13 protein-coding genes are annotated in these 17,244 nt (G+C 59.2%); 4 read left to right on the plus strand and 9 right to left on the minus strand.

All coding sequences use genetic code 11. From position 1 onward, the window contains the following. Window positions 1-12 precede the first annotated feature (12 nt). From ACYZT3_RS24440 to ACYZT3_RS24450, 3 genes are all read left to right on the plus strand, one after another. Window positions 13-900 carry a nitrilase family protein gene (locus tag ACYZT3_RS24440; RefSeq protein WP_462030924.1) on the plus strand — a complete coding sequence of 296 codons (888 nt, stop codon included), beginning with the start codon at window positions 13-15 and terminating at the stop codon, window positions 898-900. 15 nt (window positions 901-915) lie between these two features. Next, a complete protein-coding gene (locus ACYZT3_RS24445; RefSeq protein WP_462030925.1) occupies window positions 916-2,124 on the plus strand; it encodes a hypothetical protein in 1,209 nt (402 codons plus the stop codon). A gap of 78 nt (window positions 2,125-2,202) precedes the next feature. Continuing rightward, on the plus strand, window positions 2,203-3,183 hold the full coding sequence (locus ACYZT3_RS24450) for an asparaginase (protein ID WP_462030926.1): 981 nt from the start codon (window positions 2,203-2,205) through the stop codon (window positions 3,181-3,183). A gap of 61 nt (window positions 3,184-3,244) precedes the next feature. Here ACYZT3_RS24450 and zapE read toward each other — a convergent pair whose 3' ends face one another. From zapE to ACYZT3_RS24465, 3 genes are all read right to left on the minus strand, one after another. Then, window positions 3,245-4,339, minus strand: coding sequence for a cell division protein ZapE (zapE, locus tag ACYZT3_RS24455; protein ID WP_282378960.1), 1,095 nt, complete (start codon window positions 4,337-4,339; stop codon window positions 3,245-3,247). Between the two features lie 90 nt (window positions 4,340-4,429). Beyond that, entirely contained in the window at window positions 4,430-5,785 is a 1,356-nt protein-coding gene (locus tag ACYZT3_RS24460) for a tryptophan--tRNA ligase (protein WP_462030927.1), read from the minus strand. A gap of 24 nt (window positions 5,786-5,809) precedes the next feature. Continuing rightward, complete coding sequence (locus ACYZT3_RS24465; protein WP_462030928.1) at window positions 5,810-6,454, minus strand: alpha/beta hydrolase; 645 nt, start codon at window positions 6,452-6,454, stop codon at window positions 5,810-5,812. Window positions 6,455-6,598: 144 nt separating this feature from the next. Between ACYZT3_RS24465 and ACYZT3_RS24470 the strand changes: the two genes are divergently transcribed. Further along, window positions 6,599-7,033 carry a Z-ring associated ZapG family protein gene (locus tag ACYZT3_RS24470; protein ID WP_282378951.1) on the plus strand — a complete coding sequence of 145 codons (435 nt, stop codon included), beginning with the start codon at window positions 6,599-6,601 and terminating at the stop codon, window positions 7,031-7,033. An 84-nt stretch (window positions 7,034-7,117) separates the two neighbouring features. Here the strand turns inward: ACYZT3_RS24470 and ACYZT3_RS24475 are convergent, their stop codons facing one another. From ACYZT3_RS24475 to ACYZT3_RS24500, 6 genes are all read right to left on the minus strand, one after another. Then, window positions 7,118-7,834: an OmpA family protein gene (locus tag ACYZT3_RS24475; protein ID WP_282378948.1), complete on the minus strand. Its 717-nt coding sequence runs from the start codon at window positions 7,832-7,834 to the stop codon at window positions 7,118-7,120. A gap of 117 nt (window positions 7,835-7,951) precedes the next feature. Then, a complete protein-coding gene (locus ACYZT3_RS24480) occupies window positions 7,952-8,593 on the minus strand; it encodes an MBL fold metallo-hydrolase (protein WP_282378946.1) in 642 nt (213 codons plus the stop codon). An 86-nt stretch (window positions 8,594-8,679) separates the two neighbouring features. Continuing rightward, window positions 8,680-11,418 carry a LuxR C-terminal-related transcriptional regulator gene (locus ACYZT3_RS24485; protein ID WP_462030929.1) on the minus strand — a complete coding sequence of 913 codons (2,739 nt, stop codon included), beginning with the start codon at window positions 11,416-11,418 and terminating at the stop codon, window positions 8,680-8,682. A gap of 246 nt (window positions 11,419-11,664) precedes the next feature. Further along, on the minus strand, window positions 11,665-13,029 hold the full coding sequence (locus ACYZT3_RS24490) for a DUF1329 domain-containing protein (protein ID WP_282378940.1): 1,365 nt from the start codon (window positions 13,027-13,029) through the stop codon (window positions 11,665-11,667). A 27-nt stretch (window positions 13,030-13,056) separates the two neighbouring features. Continuing rightward, window positions 13,057-14,994, minus strand: a complete 1,938-nt coding sequence (locus ACYZT3_RS24495) for a DUF1302 domain-containing protein (protein WP_462030930.1) — start codon at window positions 14,992-14,994, stop codon at window positions 13,057-13,059. Window positions 14,995-15,330: 336 nt separating this feature from the next. Next, window positions 15,331-17,013, minus strand: coding sequence for a fatty acid--CoA ligase (locus ACYZT3_RS24500; protein WP_462030931.1), 1,683 nt, complete (start codon window positions 17,011-17,013; stop codon window positions 15,331-15,333). Between the last annotated feature and the right edge of the window lie 231 nt (window positions 17,014-17,244).

A 17,244-nucleotide genomic window follows, 5' to 3' on the forward strand; every position in this document is an offset into this window, starting at 1 on the left:
AGGTCATCGACAATGAGCGATCCAACAAGCCCTGTTCGTGTAGCAGTCGTGCAATTCGATCCACAAGTCGGCATACAAAATCGCGAAACAAATCTGCGCAACAGCCTGGAATTAGCGTTGGAAGCGGCAAATGACGGTGCGAATCTCATCGTCCTGCCCGAGCTTTCAAGCACAGGTTACTTCTTCGAAACCCGGCAGGATGCGTTCGAGCATTCGGAGGCCGTTCCCAGCGGGCCGAGCGTGCAGAGTTGGATGGACTTTGCCCGCCAACACAAGGTTTATCTGGTCGCCGGTTTGACGGAGCGCGACGGCATGCAGCTGTTCAACACCGGCGTTCTTGTCGGGCCTGACGGCTTCATCGGCAAGTACCGAAAAGCACATTTATGGAATCTGGAAAAATTGTGGTTCACGCCGGGCGATCTAGGCTTCCCGGTTTTCGACACCCCCATCGGTCGCATAGGGTTGTTGATCTGCTGGGATATCTGGTTCCCGGAAGTCCCGCGCATTTTGAGCCAGCAAGGCGCCGACATTATTTGCAGTCTGAACAACTGGGTCTGGACCCCGCCGCCCCTGTTCGATGACGCCGGCAAGTGCATGGCGTCGTACCTGACGATGACGGCGGCTCACGTCAACAATGTGTTTATTGCGGCGGCGAGCCGGATCGGCGAAGAGCGAGGTGCACGTTACCTGGGTTGTTCGCTGATCGCGGGCACCAACGGTTGGCCGATTGGCCAGGTGGCTTCAGCGGACAAGCAGGAGATCCTGTTTGCCGACATCGACCTGACCAGCTCGCGCAGCGCGCCGATCTGGAACAACTTGAACGATTTGCATCGAGATCGTCGAGCCGATCTCTACGATCAAATGCTCGGTTACACCCAGCACCCTTGTCTGCCGCGCTGATAGGGGGGATGAGTGATGGAAACTGCAAACGAAAAACCGCAAAACCGGCTTGCCGCCAGGTCACCGCTGGATACGGCGATCATCTGGCTGATGCTCGGCACGGCACTGTTGATCATCTGGCTTTCATTCACCTACCGGGCATCCTGGTCAGCCCATTGGCCAGACTACAGTCACATGGTATCGAGCCTCCCGGAGCCGAGCGCCTGGCTGCGTTGGGTTTTGGGAGACATCAGCGAGGTGGCGTTCTACAAACATGAGTTCGCTTCGATCGGGCTGCTTGCAGGCGCTTATTTGGCCTACTGGGCGAATCGAACGGGAAAAGCCTGGCAAGGTTTTACCATTTGCTACGGCAGCGGATTATGGCCGTGGCTCGTCACCAGCTCGTTGCTTGGCCTGTTGCTGAGCAACCTTCTGTGGGGCTGGACGGTGACGGCCAATAGCTGGCAACCCACGTTTGCCGCCTTTGTTTCGTTGCCAGCGGCGATGGTGCTGATGTTTGGCGGCGGCTGGAAGGTCACGATCAATGGCGCAATCATGGGCGCCGTGTTCGTCACGCCGATGTGCTTGTTGATCGTCAATTACGTCTGCAATCCCCTCGGATTGCCAGCTGTAATCGGCAACGTCACGGGCATGGCGGTCGCCAGCGTCGGCGCTTTTCTGCTCTGCCGTTACCTGCCGAGCCTGGTGAAGTCCGACCCACTCAAGGAGCCGCCCGCCCCTGTGTCCGCACCCGTCATCACCAAGACGCCGGACTATGGCGTCGTATGGAGTCTACGCCGGGTGCTGGCCGATTTTTCGGAAGCGCCGTTCTTCGGCAATGAATGGGCCAGTCTCGGCTTGATCGCGGGCGCCTTGCTGGCTTACACCTTGAACCCGACAAGCCCGGTGTATGGTACGGGCTTGCTGCCCCAACTGATCGCCGCGCAGGCGTTGACCTCGGCGTTAGGGGTAGTGATCTGGCGTCGGCAATGGATATTGCGCGGCTGGTATCCCACCTATGTTCCGTTGGTGTCAGTCGTGCCGGCGGCCGTTCTGACGTACGGTGGCAGTTGGCAGGTTATCGCCTCAAGTGCACTGTTGGGAGCACTGATTGCGCCACCGCTGGCGTGCGCGATTGCCAAGCGGTTACCGGCCGACATGCACGGCTTCATCGGCAATGTACTGGCCATGGCCATCAGTACGTTGCTGATCATTCCGTTTGTCGGACTGCTGGTAGCCCGCTGACGAACGTCGCGATTGGGCTGTATCACGGTCTCAAATCCGGATACAGCCACTTTTCATCACACGCAAATGAGGTATCACATGGACCTGCCCAAACTGGCCATCGCGGCGCTCGGCGGCACCGTGAGCATGCAAGCCAGGAACGCCGGCGAAGGGGTAATCCCGACCGTCAGCGGCGAAACCCTGCTGGCCTCGGTGCCAGAGTTGGCGACCTTGGCACGGGTCACCGTAGAAACGCTCGGACTGTTGCCCAGTGCCTCGCTGGATTTCGACTTTTTGCTGAGCGTCCTTTCCTGGGCGAAGTTTCAAATCAGGCAAGGTGCGGTGGGTGTTGTCATCACTCAAGGCACGGACACCCTCGAGGAAACCGCCACATTTTTTGACTATTTGTGGGACCACGACGAGCCATTGGTCCTGACCGGCGCCATGCGTTCGGCAGCCCAGGCAGGGGCCGATGGTCCGGCGAATCTGCTGGATGCTTGCCGGGTTGCACTGGCTGAAAGCAGCCGTCAACGAGGCGTTCACGTGGTGATGAACGGACAGATTCATTCAGCGAACGCCGTCCGCAAAACCGACTCATTGGCATTGCAGGCGTTTTCCTCCCCCGTCGTTGGTCCTGCCGGCATGCTGATGGAAAACACCGTCAACTATCTGCGCCTGCCAGGCCGGCGCAGGATCCTGCCGTTGCCACAGCTGACCACACAGAAGATTGCCCTGCTGGAAGCGTCGCTTTGCGCCGATACCCTGTTAATCGAGAACATCCTAGAACTGGGTTACGACGGGCTGGTGATTGCGGGTTTCGGTGCAGGACACGTTGGCGCGAGCTGGGTGGATGTCATTGAAACCATCGCCAGAAAAATCCCTGTCATCGTTGCGACCCGGACAGGTTCCGGCTCCACGGCTCAATCGACCTACGGATTTACTGGCAGCGAGATGGACCTGATCAGCAAAGGTGCATTGATGGCTGGATTTCTCTGTCCACGCAAAGCCCGAATCCTGCTGTGGCTGCTCGTCGGCTGCCAGCGACAAGATGAACTGGCACGCTTTCTCGTTCAAAACTGACACACAGCGCACCCAAAAAAAGGGCCTGCAATGCAGGCCCTTTTTCATTTTTCAAAATATCCTACGGCCGGTGCGCCCGGGACAGGAATTCGTGAGACTGCATTTCCAACAGACGGCTGAGGGTGCGCTGGAACTCAAAGTTCAGGCGACCGCCGGTGTACAGATCCTTGAGCTCGACTTCAGCGGAAATGATCAGCTTCACGTTGCGGTCGTAGAACTCGTCGACCATGTTGATAAAGCGTCGGGCGATGTCGTCGGTGGTGACGCTCATCTGCTCGACACCGCTGAGCAACACGGCGTGGAAGATCTTGCCCAGCTCGATGTAATCGTTCTGGCTGCGCGGGCCATCGCAGAGTTCGCGGAAGTCGAACCAGGCCACGTCATCGCAGGTGCGCAGGGCACGGATTTCGCGGTTTTCGATCATCAGCACGTCGTTTTCGATGGCTGCCGTGCATTCCGGCGTCAGGGCGCGGAAGCTCTTGCGCAAACTTTCGTGGGATTCATCGTCGAGCGGGAAGTGAAACAGCTCCGCTTGTTCAAGGTGGCGCAGACGATAATCGACGCCGCTGTCGACATTGACGATGTCGGTGTTCTGCTTGATCAGCGCAATGGCCGGCAGGAAGCGCGCACGTTGCAAGCCGTCCTTGTACAGACCGTCCGGCACGATGTTCGAGGTCGCGACCAGGGTCACGCCGTTCTTGAACAACTCTTCCATCAGCGTGCCGAGGATCATCGCGTCGGTGATATCGGACACGAAGAACTCATCGAAACAAATCACCCGGGCTTCGTCGGAGAAGCGCTTGGCAATGATGGTCAGCGGGTTTTTTTCGCCGCTGAGGGTCTTCATCTCTTCGTGCACGCGCTTCATGAAGCGGTGGAAGTGAGTGCGGACCTTTTCCTTGAACGGCAGCGCTTCGAAGAAAGTATCGACCAGATAGGTCTTGCCGCGACCGACGCCACCCCAGAAGTACAGACCCTTGACCGGCGTTGCGTCTTTCTTGCCAAACAGTTTGCCGAACAGACCCGGTTTGCTGTGCGAGGCCGCGACCAGATCGTCGTATAGGCGCTGCAAATGACGCACCGCAGTTTCCTGCGAAGCGTCATGGAAGAATTCCGGGCGTTTCAGATCAGCTTGATATCGTTCTAGGGGCGTCATAATTCGTTAGCAAGGCAACAAAAACGGGCCGTCACTGTAGCGATGGCCCGTGGGAATGGCAATCGGCCCTTGGTCGGACCGAGCCGTTGATTATTCCTGAACCGGCGTCAGGGCAACCCGCAAGGTGTCGATGGCGACGTCGCGAGCGGTGTCGTCAGCAAACGTCGGGCTGTCGGCCACGCACTCGCCTTCCAGCCAGACGCTGAAACTGCGGTCTTCACTGCGCACCTCCAACGGCTGACCCGATTGCAACTGCTTGGTCACTTGACCTGCGGTTTTGCCGTCGGCGAAGTTGCGCGACAACAGCAGCTGCTCGCCATCGGCCGCCAGCAGACGGAAACGGAAACTGCTGTCTTCTTCGCGGAAGCTGACAAAACGCGCGGCTTTCGCGGTTTTCTTCTTGGTGGTGGTCGCGACTTGGGTCTGAGCGACGAAAGAGCGCAAGCCAACCGCTTCACGCAGTTCGTGTAGGAACGGTGTCGCCACCGAGCGTGCCTTTTGGGCGCCGATTTGCAGCATGTCTTCCAGGTCTGCCGGGCGTTCAATCAGCTGGTGATATCGCTCGCGGGACTCACCCAATTCGTTGTCCAGCAGCTGGAACAGACGATTCTTCGCCTCGCCCCAACCCAGACCCTGCAGCAGTTCGCTGCGGAATTCGTCGGCCTGCGCCCCCGTGGCGAATGCCTGGAACAGGGTGAACAGGTGCGAATTGTCCGGATCTTTCGCCTCGCCCGGCGCGCGGGAGTCAGTAACGATTCGCGAAATCGCGTCCTTCATTTCCTTGGCGCTGCTGAACAACGGAATGGTGTTGTCGTAGCTCTTCGACATTTTTCGACCGTCGAGGCCTGGCAGCGTCGCGACGCTTTCTTCGATCAGTGCCTCGGGCATGGTGAAGAATTCTTTGCCCTGGCCGAACAAGTGGTTGAAGCGCTGGCCGATGTCACGGGCCATTTCCACGTGCTGGATCTGGTCACGACCGACCGGCACCTTATGGGCGTTGAACATCAGAATGTCCGCCGCCATCAGCACCGGGTAGCTGTACAAGCCCATGGTGATACCGGCGTCCGGGTCTTCGCCGGTTTCAACGTTCTTGTCCACCGACGCCTTGTAGGCGTGGGCACGGTTGAGCAGGCCCTTGGCGGCGACGCAGGTCAGCAACCAGGTCAGCTCGGGAATTTCCGGGATGTCGGACTGGCGATAGAAAGTCACGCGGTCCACGTCCAGGCCACCGGCCAGCCAGGTCGCGGCGATTTCCAGACGCGAGCGCTGGATGCGCAGCGGGTCATCGCATTTGATCAGGGCGTGGTAGTCGGCCAGGAAGTAGAACGAATCGGCATTGCTGTCACGGCTGGCCACGATCGCCGGGCGGATGGCGCCGGCGTAGTTGCCCAGGTGCGGCGTGCCGGTGGTGGTGATGCCGGTGAGGATACGGGTACGAGTCGTCATGGGTAATCGCTTGTCAGACTGCAATCAATTCGAAAGACGCGGCAGGATCAGATCCTTGAGATCGGTCAGCTTGCCATGAAAAAAGTGTCCGCATTCTGCCACTTTCAGCAGCTCATGGGGGCGCTCGAGTTTGTCGGACCAGTCGTAGACAGCTTGCGGATCGATGACTTCGTCGGTTTCCGGCTGGATCAGGGTCAACTCGCCTTGCTGCGGCAGTTGATCCTGATCACCCAGGCGCATGACCGCTGGCGCCACCATGAACAAATGCTTGAGTTGTTCGCCCTTGGCTTCCAGGCGTCCACCGAGACTTGCGGCAACAAAACCGCCGAAGGAGAAACCGAACAGTGTCAGCGGCAAATCTGGATGTTTGGCCCGCAGCCATTCGGCGACCGCTTGAGCATCGTCCACTTCACCCGTGCCCATATCGTGGGTGCCTTCGCTGGCACCGACGCCGCGATAATTGAAGCGCACAGTAATAAAACCGGCATCGCGCGCGGTGCGCTGCAAGGTCGAGACGACTTTGTTGAGCATGGTGCCGCCCTGCACCGGGTTTGGGTGGCAGATCAGCGCCAGGCCGCGGGGCTGGTCGTTGTCCAGGCTCTCGTTATTTAAGTACAGGGCTTCCAACTGGCCGACCGGGCCATCAATCACTACAGGGGTTTCGCGCATAAGCAAGGAAGGAACTCCGTGACCTCGAATCGGGTCGACTCGTCTAGCAAATTGTCTGTGCCAATCTATTGCGAGTGAATCGCGGTATACAGCGCAGGTTCGAGCCGTTAACGTAAAGCAAAGCCGTTTATAGAGGAAGGACTCGTGGAACACTCGCTCTTAGTTTGGTTGTTGCCGACTCTTGCCCTGGTTGTGGGTGTCGCCATTGGATTCCTGATCGCTCGCCTGGTGCCGAATGCCGCTCCCAGCAGCACACAACGTCAGCTGGATGACGTTCAGGAACGTTTCGACAGTTATCAGAACGAGGTGGTCACCCACTTCAACAGCACTGCAACCCTGGTCAAGAAGCTGACTCAGAGCTATCAGGAAGTGCAGGATCATCTCGCCGAGGGTGCCAACCGCCTGGCCCTGGACGAGCAGACTCGTCAACGCTTGCTGGCCTCCCTGCACGCCGATGCGTCAGTGGCCCCACGGGAACGTCTGACGCCGCCGCGCAATCAGGAGCCGCCTCGTGATTACGCCCCCAAAGCCCCGAACGCGCCGGGCATGCTCGATGAGCATTACGGCCTGAAAAAGTAATCAGGTTTCGCGCGATACAAAAAAACCCGCCCGATCTGTTGAGGATCGGGCGGGCTTTTTTACGCCTGGGGTTCAGTCAGGCTGTTACTGGTACTGCTGAGTCGGTTGCTGATACTGCTGGCCCGGAATCGCCTTCAGGTTGACCTCGACCCGACGGTTCTGCGCCCGGCCATTGACGTCGCCGTTGCTGGCAATCGGGTTATCCGGCCCGGCACCGCGAGCCGACAGGTTGGCACCGCTCACGCCTTGCGACGTCAGGTAGGTCGCCACGCTCTGGGCACGACGCTGGGACAGGTCCATGTTGTGCTGGCGGCTGCCGGTGCTGTCGGTGAAACCGACGATCTCGATCTGGTTCTGACTGAACTCCTTGAGCGAGCCTGCCAGATTGTTCAGCGGCTGGTAGAAACTCGACGCGATGTTCGCCGAATCGGTAGCGAAGGTGATGTTGCCCGGCATGATCAGTTTGATCTGATCGCCCTGGCGCTGCACCTCTACCCCGGTGTTGGCCATGCTGGCGCGCAGCTTCTTCTCCTGCTGGTCGGCGTAATACCCGTAACCGGCGGCGGAAGCACCGACCACCGCGGCGCCAATCAGCGCGCCCTTGCCACGGTTGTCGTGACCGATGGCGGCACCGGCCAACGCACCGGCCAGAGCGCCGAGGCCGCCGTATTTGGCGGTTTTACTCATGCCCGTGGAGCCACCGTCGGCCTGACCCTGATTGTCGTAAGGGTTAGGCGAGGCGCAGCCAGACAACAAGGCCACGGCAGTAGCGACAATAATCAAACGACGCTTGGTGAACATGAAGAGCTCCTGATTTTTGCATTCTGTGGTGCAACGGACCAAGGCATTAAACCTTTGCGGGCGTTGGATCATTGTGGATGAAAAAAATTCCGCGACGCGTCCTCCCAACAGCAGAAATCAGGCCCGCACAAAAGGGTTCTCGCGCATTTCGTCGCCCAGACGCGTGTCCGGACCATGCCCGGTTACCACCGTCGCCTCTTCATCGAGGGTGTACAGCCGCTGCTTGATCGACCGCACGATGGTCGCCTGATCGCCACCCCACAAATCCGTGCGCCCTACCCCGCGACGAAACAACGTGTCACCGGCAATCAGCAGCTTAGCCTCTGAAAACCAAAAGCTCATGGAGCCCGGCGTATGACCCGGCGTATGCAACGCTACGCCGCAACCGCACGCCAGTTCTTCGTCATCGGCCAACCAGCGATCCGGCGACGGCACCGGCGTGTAAGGCACACCGAACATCTGGCACTGCATCTCCAGGTTGTCCCAGAGAAATTGATCTTCTTTATGCAAATGCAGGGTTGCACCGGTTTTCTCCTTCAACTGACCGGAAGCCAGGAAGTGATCGAGGTGCGCGTGGGTGTGAATGATGCTGACCACCTTCAGCCCCAGAGCGTCGAGCCGCGCGAGGATCAATTCGTGATTGCCACCAGGATCGACCACGATGGCCTTTTTGGTGATCGGATCGCCGATGATCGTGCAGTTGCACTGGAGAGGGCCGACGGGGAAGGTTTCGCGGATGAGAGTGGGCTGCAGGGACATCGGGGCATGCTCGAGAAACGGGGATGGGCAATTTTCGCACACATTTGCATCGAGTCATTTGCGGTCATGCACTTCAAAAAAATACGCTACCCCAACACCCCCAGCTCCTTCGCCCGCGCCACCGCCTGCGTACGCCGCTCCACCCCAAGCTTGCTGTTGATATGGCTGGCATGGGTTTTCACCGTGTGCAGCGAAATAAACAGTTGATCGCTGATTTCCTGATTCGAACAGCCCTGGGCGATCAGTCGCAGGACGGCCATTTCCCGCGCACTGAGTTGTTCCGCCGTGGCGGATGACTCCGCTGCGGGACGGGCTGTCACTGCCGGAAGTTTTTCTGAAAGGCTCAATGAAACGGGAGTCGGCACACCGAGTTGAAGTTGGTTACGCAGCCAGTCCGGGTGTACAGCCAACAACCCGTCAAACGGTTGCAGCACCCCACCGGCCGCCGCCTCCAGGGCTTGAGCCAGCGCTTTGCGGGCTTCGGGTTCGCGCCCGCCCCCCAGCAACAACGTCACTTTCTGAGTCAACGCCATCACGCAGAGCATCTGCCTGCCGGTTTGCTGCCCATGCTCAAGCAACGCATTCAATCGACCTTCGGCCAGCATCGGCTGCCCTTGAATGACCTCCAGCAAGGCCTGCTGCAACTCGATATGCAGCGGCAGTTGCGGATGGAACTCCGGAGGCGCTGCAGCGTGTTCGCCGTTATAGGTCTGGCCCAAGCGAGCGAGCCAGGCTTCGGCCAGATCGGTGCGACCCTGGGCTAGCCAGAGCTCGCATTTGACCAGCGTAATCATCGCCAGGTAGTAAATCGGCGGTACGTCCCAGATGTGCATCAAGCGCTCGGCTTCGGCGAGTTCGGCAAAGGCTTTGGCGAATTCGCCGCTGCTGCCCTCAAGCCTGGCGATCACGCAGTGACCGATCAATACGCTGATGTCGCGACAGGCTCGTGCTTCATTCAAACCGGCTTGCAAACGTGCCCGTGCAGCTTGCGGTTGCAAGCGCAGGGCCAGTAAAAAGCCCTCGTACAAGGTCAGTCGGGCGCGCACCGCATAGAGCCGTTGCGGGGATAACTGTTGCAGGCGTTGCAGCCCCTGACGCACTTCATCCAGCGAACGGAGGATTTCCCCTCGCGCTTGCAGCACGCGAGCGCGGTCGTAATGGGCCAGCGCTTCGAACAGCGGGTTGCCAACCCGTTGCGCCAACTCCAGGGACTCTCGGTTCAACCCGCGTGCGCGCCACAAGTCGCCGTCGGCAATGGCCAGGTTGGACAGGGTCGAGAGGCACATCAGGCGTTGCCCGTAGCGTTTGGCCGGCAGGCTCTCCTGCGCTTCGGTGCAATAGAGCAACGTCAGTTCGCGATTGCCGCGCCCGCGAGCGATAATTCCGCTCAGGGCCAGCCATTGCGCCAGCATGGATTTCTGCGCAGTGGCTGACGGGGCCGGCAGGAAGCGGCTTAAATGACTGACCAGTTCCTCGGCGGCGTCCAGCTGACAAGCCAGCCCCAATGCCCAGCTGTACAGCACGATCAGCCGTGGCGTGCTGATCAGCAGGCTGTCGGGCAAGTCCATTTTCCAGCGCAGCAACATGCCGACGTTCTGTTCGGCCAGCAGTTGTTCTTCGGAGAGGTTCTGGACCAGGTTCGCCGCGACATCCAGGTGCCCGGCACGCAACGCCTGCTCGACCGCCTCATCGAGGAGCCCCTGGGCATTGAACCATCGACAGGCGCGCAGGTGCAGGCTGGCCGCCGGCACCATCGCCTGCGCGGTAGGCCGGGTGCGCAGCAGGTCGGAAAACAAATGGTGGTAGCGATACCAGTGACCGTTTTCATCCAGTGGCACCAGGAACACCTGATGGGCCAGCAGAAAACGCAGGATCTCGGCACTGTCATGGGCTTCGCGAACCGCGTCGCACAGTTCGCTGCAAAAGCGTTCCTGGGGTGCGGTGTCGTAAAGGAATGACTGCACCTCGGCGGGCAGACAATCGATGACTTCTTCGAGCAGGTAATCGCGGATCAGCCCTTCCCCGCCATGCAGCGTCTGCGGCAAAGCACCCTGGGTGCCCGCTTCGGACGCCGCCAGCAGCCAGAAACGCAGTCCGGCGACCCAACCTTCGCTGCGCTGGATGAGGCTCTCCAGCGCTTCGCCGCGCAAGGAACTGCTGTGGCGATCAAGCAGGGTCAAGGCTTCATCGTGAGTCAGGCGCAAGTCCTGTTCATTCAACTCGAGCAGTTGCCGTGACAGCCGCAGACGCGCCAGATGCCAGTCCGGCCGCTGCCGACTGGTGACCATGACCAGCAAGCCGTCGGGCAGGTGATTGAGGAAAAATTGCAGGCAGCGATCGAGCACCGGGCCCTGTGCCAAATGGTAGTCATCAAGCACCAACAGCAGAGGCGTACTCGATGCCAGGTGCACGACCAGCTCATCGAGCAAACCGTCCAGCCATTCTTCAAAAGCAAACGGCTGATGCCGCTGCCGCATTTTCAGCAGGCCCAGGGACTGGCTGCCGAGTTGCGGATAATAGTCCTGGAGGCCTTCGAGCAACCGCTCAAGAAAACGCCCAGGGTCGCTGTCTCGCGGACTCAACCCCAGCCACAGGCTTTGCCAGTGAGCCGGCAAGCCCTGACAGAACTCCACGGCCAACGAACTTTTGCCAAACCCCGCCGGTGCGCTGACCAGCAACAGCCTGCCACCGAGCCCCGCACTCAGGCGCTCGCACAGACGAGGCCGCAGCACATGGCCGTCGGGCAACGGAGGCCGAAAAAAGCGCCCGTCCAGTGCCGCGACGGAAACGCTTGCAGGGCCCGGGTGTGGGGACAGATCAGTCATGGCCGGCTCTTGTTTGAATGGCGGTTGGCGGCGTTGCAGATGTCCGCAGCCTAGCGGTAAACGAAGAGGGAATGAAGGTTATTGCTACAAATGGCTACAAAAAGAATACAAGCAAAGGTATCGGTAAAACCCGACAGCCACGCCTGACCTGAATTCGACCGCTACAACAATCGTTATGAGATTCAAAAAAAACGCCCCGAACCAGTCGGGGCGTTTCTCGAGGATGCGGCCTCTGTTCAGTACCGCTTAGCGAACACCCTCCTGGCGCAGCGCGGCCGGAGTGAAGTCGCTGGTGGTGGTGGTGAAGCCGAAGTCATACGCCGATTTCTCTTCGTTCTTCATGCCCAGCGCCAGGTAGCGGCCCGATTGCAGGTCGTACAAGGTTTCCAGGGTGTACCACGGCACCTGAACGTTGTAGTAGTTCTGGGAGTGAGCTTCCGCCACACGCCACAGTTGATTACGACCGTCGTAGTGGTCGATCACGGCCGCCTGCCAGGTGTCTTCGTCGATGTAGAAGTCACGCTTGGCGTAGATGTGACGCTGACCTTCCTTCAGGGTCGCAACCACATGCCAGACCCGGCGCAGCTCGTAACGAGCCAGGTCCTGGTTGATGTGACCGGCCTTGATGATGTCGTCGTACTTGAGTTGAGGTGAGTCGAGTTTGTAGCTGTCGGAGGCGATGTACATCTCTTTCTTGCCTTCGAGCTTCCAGTCGTAACGATCCGGCGCGCCGTTGTACATGTCCAGGTTGTCGGAGGTACGCAGGCCATCCGCCGCAGTACCCGGTCCGTCATAGGACACTTGCGGTGCGCGGCGCACGCGACGTTGACCGGCGTTGTAGACCCACGCCGAACGCGGCTCCTTCACCTGGTCGAGGGTTTCGTGCACCAGCAGCACACCACCGGCCAGACGTGCCGGCGCGGTCACTTTCTGCTTGAAGTAGAACAGGATGTTGCCCGGGTTCGCCGGATCGTAATCCTTCATCTTGTCGCGGAACACGAACTGGTCCTGGAAGTACACCAGGCTGTACGAGCCATTCGGTTGTGGCGTGGCCTGGGTTACCAGGCGGGTCACGCTGCCACCGCGATAGCGGGTGATGTGGTTCCAGATGACTTCAACGCCGGTCTTCGGGATCGGGAACGGAACTGCGGTTTCGAAGTTTTCCAGGCCGTTGCCGCCAGACACCAGGTTGGTGCTGGTGGCGTTTTTCTTGATGGAGGCAAACACGGCATCCGGCACGGTGGCGCCGCGATGGGACGGGTAGACCGGGATCTTGAAGGTTTCCGGGTAGCGCTTGAACATCGCGTACTGGCCCGGTGCGAGCTTGTCCTTGTACTGGTCGACGTTCTGCGCAGTGATGGTGAACAGTGGTTTTTCACTGGCAAACGGGTCAGACAGGAAACCTTTGCCGTCGACAGCGCCGGCGTTTTTCGGCAATGGTTTCCAGGCCGGAATCGAACCGTCAGCATTGCCCGCCATTTCGGCGCCCATCGGGGTCAGGCTCTTGCCCAGTTTGTCCGCTTCGGCCGCAGGGACCGCCGCCATCACGCCGGTCGCCAGCAGCGAAAGCCCCAGAACACCGACTTGGAACAGACTCTTGGTTATTTTCATAGGTGTGTTCGTCCTGATAATCAGTGCTTAGAAGTTCACGCCGAAGCTGAGCGCAACGAAGTCGCGGTCATCCACGGTGGTGTACTTGCCGTCGAAGAAGTTGGTGTACGCCAGGCTTGTGGTGTAGGTGTTCTGGTATTCGGCATCGACACCCAGGCTCACTGCTTTGCGACCTTCCTCGAAGTTGCCGCCAGGGCCAGGCGAGTAACCGCTCACGTCATGGGACCAGGCCACGTTCGGCTTGAGGTTCACGCCGGCGAATACGCTGTTGTATTCCCAGATGGCACGACCGCGGTAACCCCAGGAGTTTGCGGTGGTGAATCCGTCGTTTTCACAATAGCGGCTCACGTTGTTTTGTGGTCCACCGGCCAGGGTGCCGCTGTTCAATGCCTGGCACTGACCACCCGGCAACGGGCCAGGGCCGTAGCTCGGGTCACGACCGTAACGCGCTTTGGAAGTGCTTTCCAGACCGCCAACGTGAGTAAAGCCGACCTCGCCAACCAGGGTCAGTCGCTCGGCGCCCATCACCTGGTCGAAGAAGTGAGTAAGGGTCGTCTGGAGCTGGGTCACTTCTTTGCGGCGATAGCCTTTTTGATCCTGCCCTGGCGTACCCTGGAGCACGGAAACGTTAGGGTTCAGAGGCGTCAGACCGGAAAAGAGAATGTCGGTGGTGTTGAGCTGAACCGGCGCATTCGGCCGGTAGCTGACTTCACCACTCCACGCAGTACCTGTCGGTAACGTGGTGGAGAAGCTCAAGCCATACAGACGAATATCTTCAGGGTACTCGACGTAATAGCTGGAGTTACCCGCCACTGCCAATGGCAACAAGGTAGGTGCCAGGTTACGCGCGACAGCGAGAGGAACACCCCTGGCCACCAGCGAGCCCACCAAGCCCGCCGCGCTGTAAGCGCTCGCCGGAGCACCTTTGCCGCTGAAAATCGGCGCACGGCTGTGGTAGTTCATGAAGTAGGCGCCGAACTCGGTGTCCAGCGGATCGAACATGTATTTGAAGGACACGCCAAATTGACCGCTGTCACGGGCATCGCGATCCGGACCGCGACGAACGATGACACCTTCATCCGGGTCACCCCAGGTCACGCCCCTGGCAGCCAGTGTGTTGATGCTGGCATTACGCAGCGAAGCCGGCAGCCTCGCAGCCGTCAGTGCGTTGTTGAGTCCGTTACGGGTACGCAGTACCGCCAGGTTGTTGTCACAACCATCCGAAATCACGTCCGGTTGCGAGAAGAAGGTGCCGCAGTTGTCGGTAACGGTCTGGTCCCATTCGAGCTGGTAGAAAGCTTCGGTCGAGAGGTTCTCGGTGAGGCTCTGGGACACGTAGAACATGTTGACCGGGATCAGACCTTCCTTGATCTCGGCACCTGGACGACGGAACGCGGACACGTCGATCGGGTTGATCGAATTGATACCGCCGCCGATGAAGGTACTTTCACCCCAACTCACTACTTGCTTGCCCAGACGCACGGAGCCCGGCTGATCGGCAACGGAGTAGTTGTGGTAGACGAAAGCGTCGAGGATTTGGCCGCCGGAGGACTTGGCGCCTTCCTTGCGGTTGCTGTCGCTGATGTCCTTGAACGGACGGCTTTCGTCCTTGAGTTCAAAGTCATACCAGTATTTGCCACGGACGAAAACGCCGGTGTCGCCGTATTTCAATTCAAGGTCATGGATGCCCTTGAAGATCTTGGAGAACGTTTCGCCGCTCTTGAAGTTCAGGTGACCGTCGTCGGAAGTCTGGGACAGGCCGCGGCCGCCGTTGTTGACGCCGATGAGGTTCTTGTTGGCACCTTCAGTAGACCAACTGGCACCGACCGACAGGGATGAGTCGAACTGACCTTCGATTTCACCAACATTGAAACTGACGCCGAATGCTGGCCCGGCGAGCGTAGAGGCAAGACTGACCGCCAGGGGCAGTTTAGCCCGGCGCCAGAACTGGTTTACTGATGTCATCGACGCTACTCCATGTGCATTATTGTTATGGCAGTGAGCACTTCTAAAAACGCTGTGGATGACTGGGAGCCAAACTGTCCTTAAGTCATTCCAAAGATGCATCGCCCCGTTTTGTGCGTTTGCTCCGTTCTTAAAAATCCTTGAGCGGACTATAGCCAGCAGGTAGTACTGCTTGATCCCTCTAAAGTGTGATTTGCAGCTGCCAGCCACTCTGGAACAGTCCTTTGCCAAGCCGACACCTGTCGGCCCGGCAAGGATGGCTGAAAATTCAGATTTAACAAGCCAAGCGCTTGCTTGGTGGGGCTGGCGTGCCCTTTCGGGCACGCCAAATGACGCTTAAAGCGTCGAGAGGAAGGTGCTGTTGTTGGCTTGCCATTCGGTGATGTCGACGCGAATACGCTTCTTGTCGAGCTTGCCGACACTGGTCTTGGGAATTTCAGTAACAAGAGCGATCTGGCTCGGGATAGCCCACTTGCTCAGGTGCCCCAATTCCACGAATGGCTTTAGGTGCTCCTTCAGCTCCTTCGCCCCAATCACATGGCCTTCGCGGACCACCAGCAGTGCGAACGGACGCTCGCCCCACTGCGGATCGGCAATCCCCACCACTGCTACTTCGCGTACCGCCACGTGGCGACTGATCAGGTCTTCCAGGTCCAGGGAGGAGATCCACTCGCCGCCGGTCTTGATCACGTCTTTGATCCGGTCGCGAATATCGATCACACCCATGCTGTCCAGGGTCGCAACGTCCCCGGTATGCAGCCAGCCGCCGGCCCAGAGCTCGGCGCCTTTCTGTGGCTCGTTGAAATAGCCTCCGGTGAGCCACGGCGCACGCAGCACCAGTTCGCCTTGAGTCTCGCCATCGGCGGGCAGAAAGTTGCCATCGGTGTCGACGATCGCCGCTTCCACCAATGGCCCCGGCACACCGGCCTTGATCCGATACGTGGTGCGCTCGTCTTCGGTGCCCGCCATCAACTCGTCGTTGAGGTGCGCGCACGAGATCAGCGGTCCGGTTTCCGACATGCCGTAAGCGGCGGTCAGCTGAATGCCATTGGCCTTGGCGGCTTCGTACAACGTGCGGTTCAACGCACTGCCGCCGATCACAATTTTCCAGCCACCAAAGTCGGTACCTTGCGCGGCCTTGGAATTAAGGAGCATTTGCAGAATGGTTGGCACGCAATGGGAAAAAGTGACCTTCTCCTTGCGCCACAGCTCCACCAGATATTCCGGGTCGTAACGGCCGGGATAGACCTGCTTGAGCCCGAGCATGGTCGCCACATACGGTAGGCCCCAGGCGTGCACATGGAACATCGGGGTGATCGGCATGTAGACGTCGTTGGTGCCCAGCAAACGTAAGCTGTCGATGGCACCCATGATGGTCGACACGCCCATGGTGTGCAGCACCAGTTGCCGATGGGTGAAGTACACGCCTTTGGGATTACCGGTGGTGCCGGTGGTGTAGAACGTGGTCGCGACCGAGTTTTCGTCGAAGTCCTGGAAGTCGTACTGCGTGCTCGCGGCCGCCAGCAACTGCTCGTACTCGCCGATGAGGTTCGGCAAGTCGGCGGTTTTTTCCGGCAGGTCGGTCAGCAGCAGGGTTTTCTCTACCGTGGTCAAGTGCCCGGCAATCGCATTGTACAGCCCGACGAACTCGCTGTTGACCAGCACGAAGCGGTCCTCGGCGTGGTTCATGGTGTAGAGGATCTGTTCCGGCGACAGGCGCACGTTGATGGTGTGGATCACCGCGCCGATCATCGGGATGGCGAACATGCATTCCAGATAACGATGGCTGTCCCAGTCCATCACCGCCACGGTATCGCCAGCCTTGACGCCGGCGGCCGTCAGCACGTTGGCCAGCCTTGCAACCCGTTCAATCAGGGTCGGATAGCTGTAGCGCAACTGGTCGCGGTAAATGATCTCGCGGGTTTTCTCATAGCGAGCGCCGGACATCAGCAGCCGTTTAATCAGCAGCGGATACTGGTAAGCGCCTTCGGCTGGGGGGATAACGCGAGTCTGCAACATAAGAGTCCCTTTTCTGACTGCACGGTCGTGGCTGAAAGTAAGCACTCTAGTGACCTTGGTCGACAGCCAAATCAGCCAAAGGAATGATTTGCAGATCCGGGTAAAATGCTAGCTTTGCGCCACTACTTGGCGTGTTTCGTCGGGAGTTCGGAATCTGCGCTGTAAAACGTTGCAACGCATGCACGTGACACTTGCCTGTGAGCCTACGTACCATACGTACACGATGAGCCG

This window comes from Pseudomonas sp. MDT1-16 (assembly GCF_054898115.1).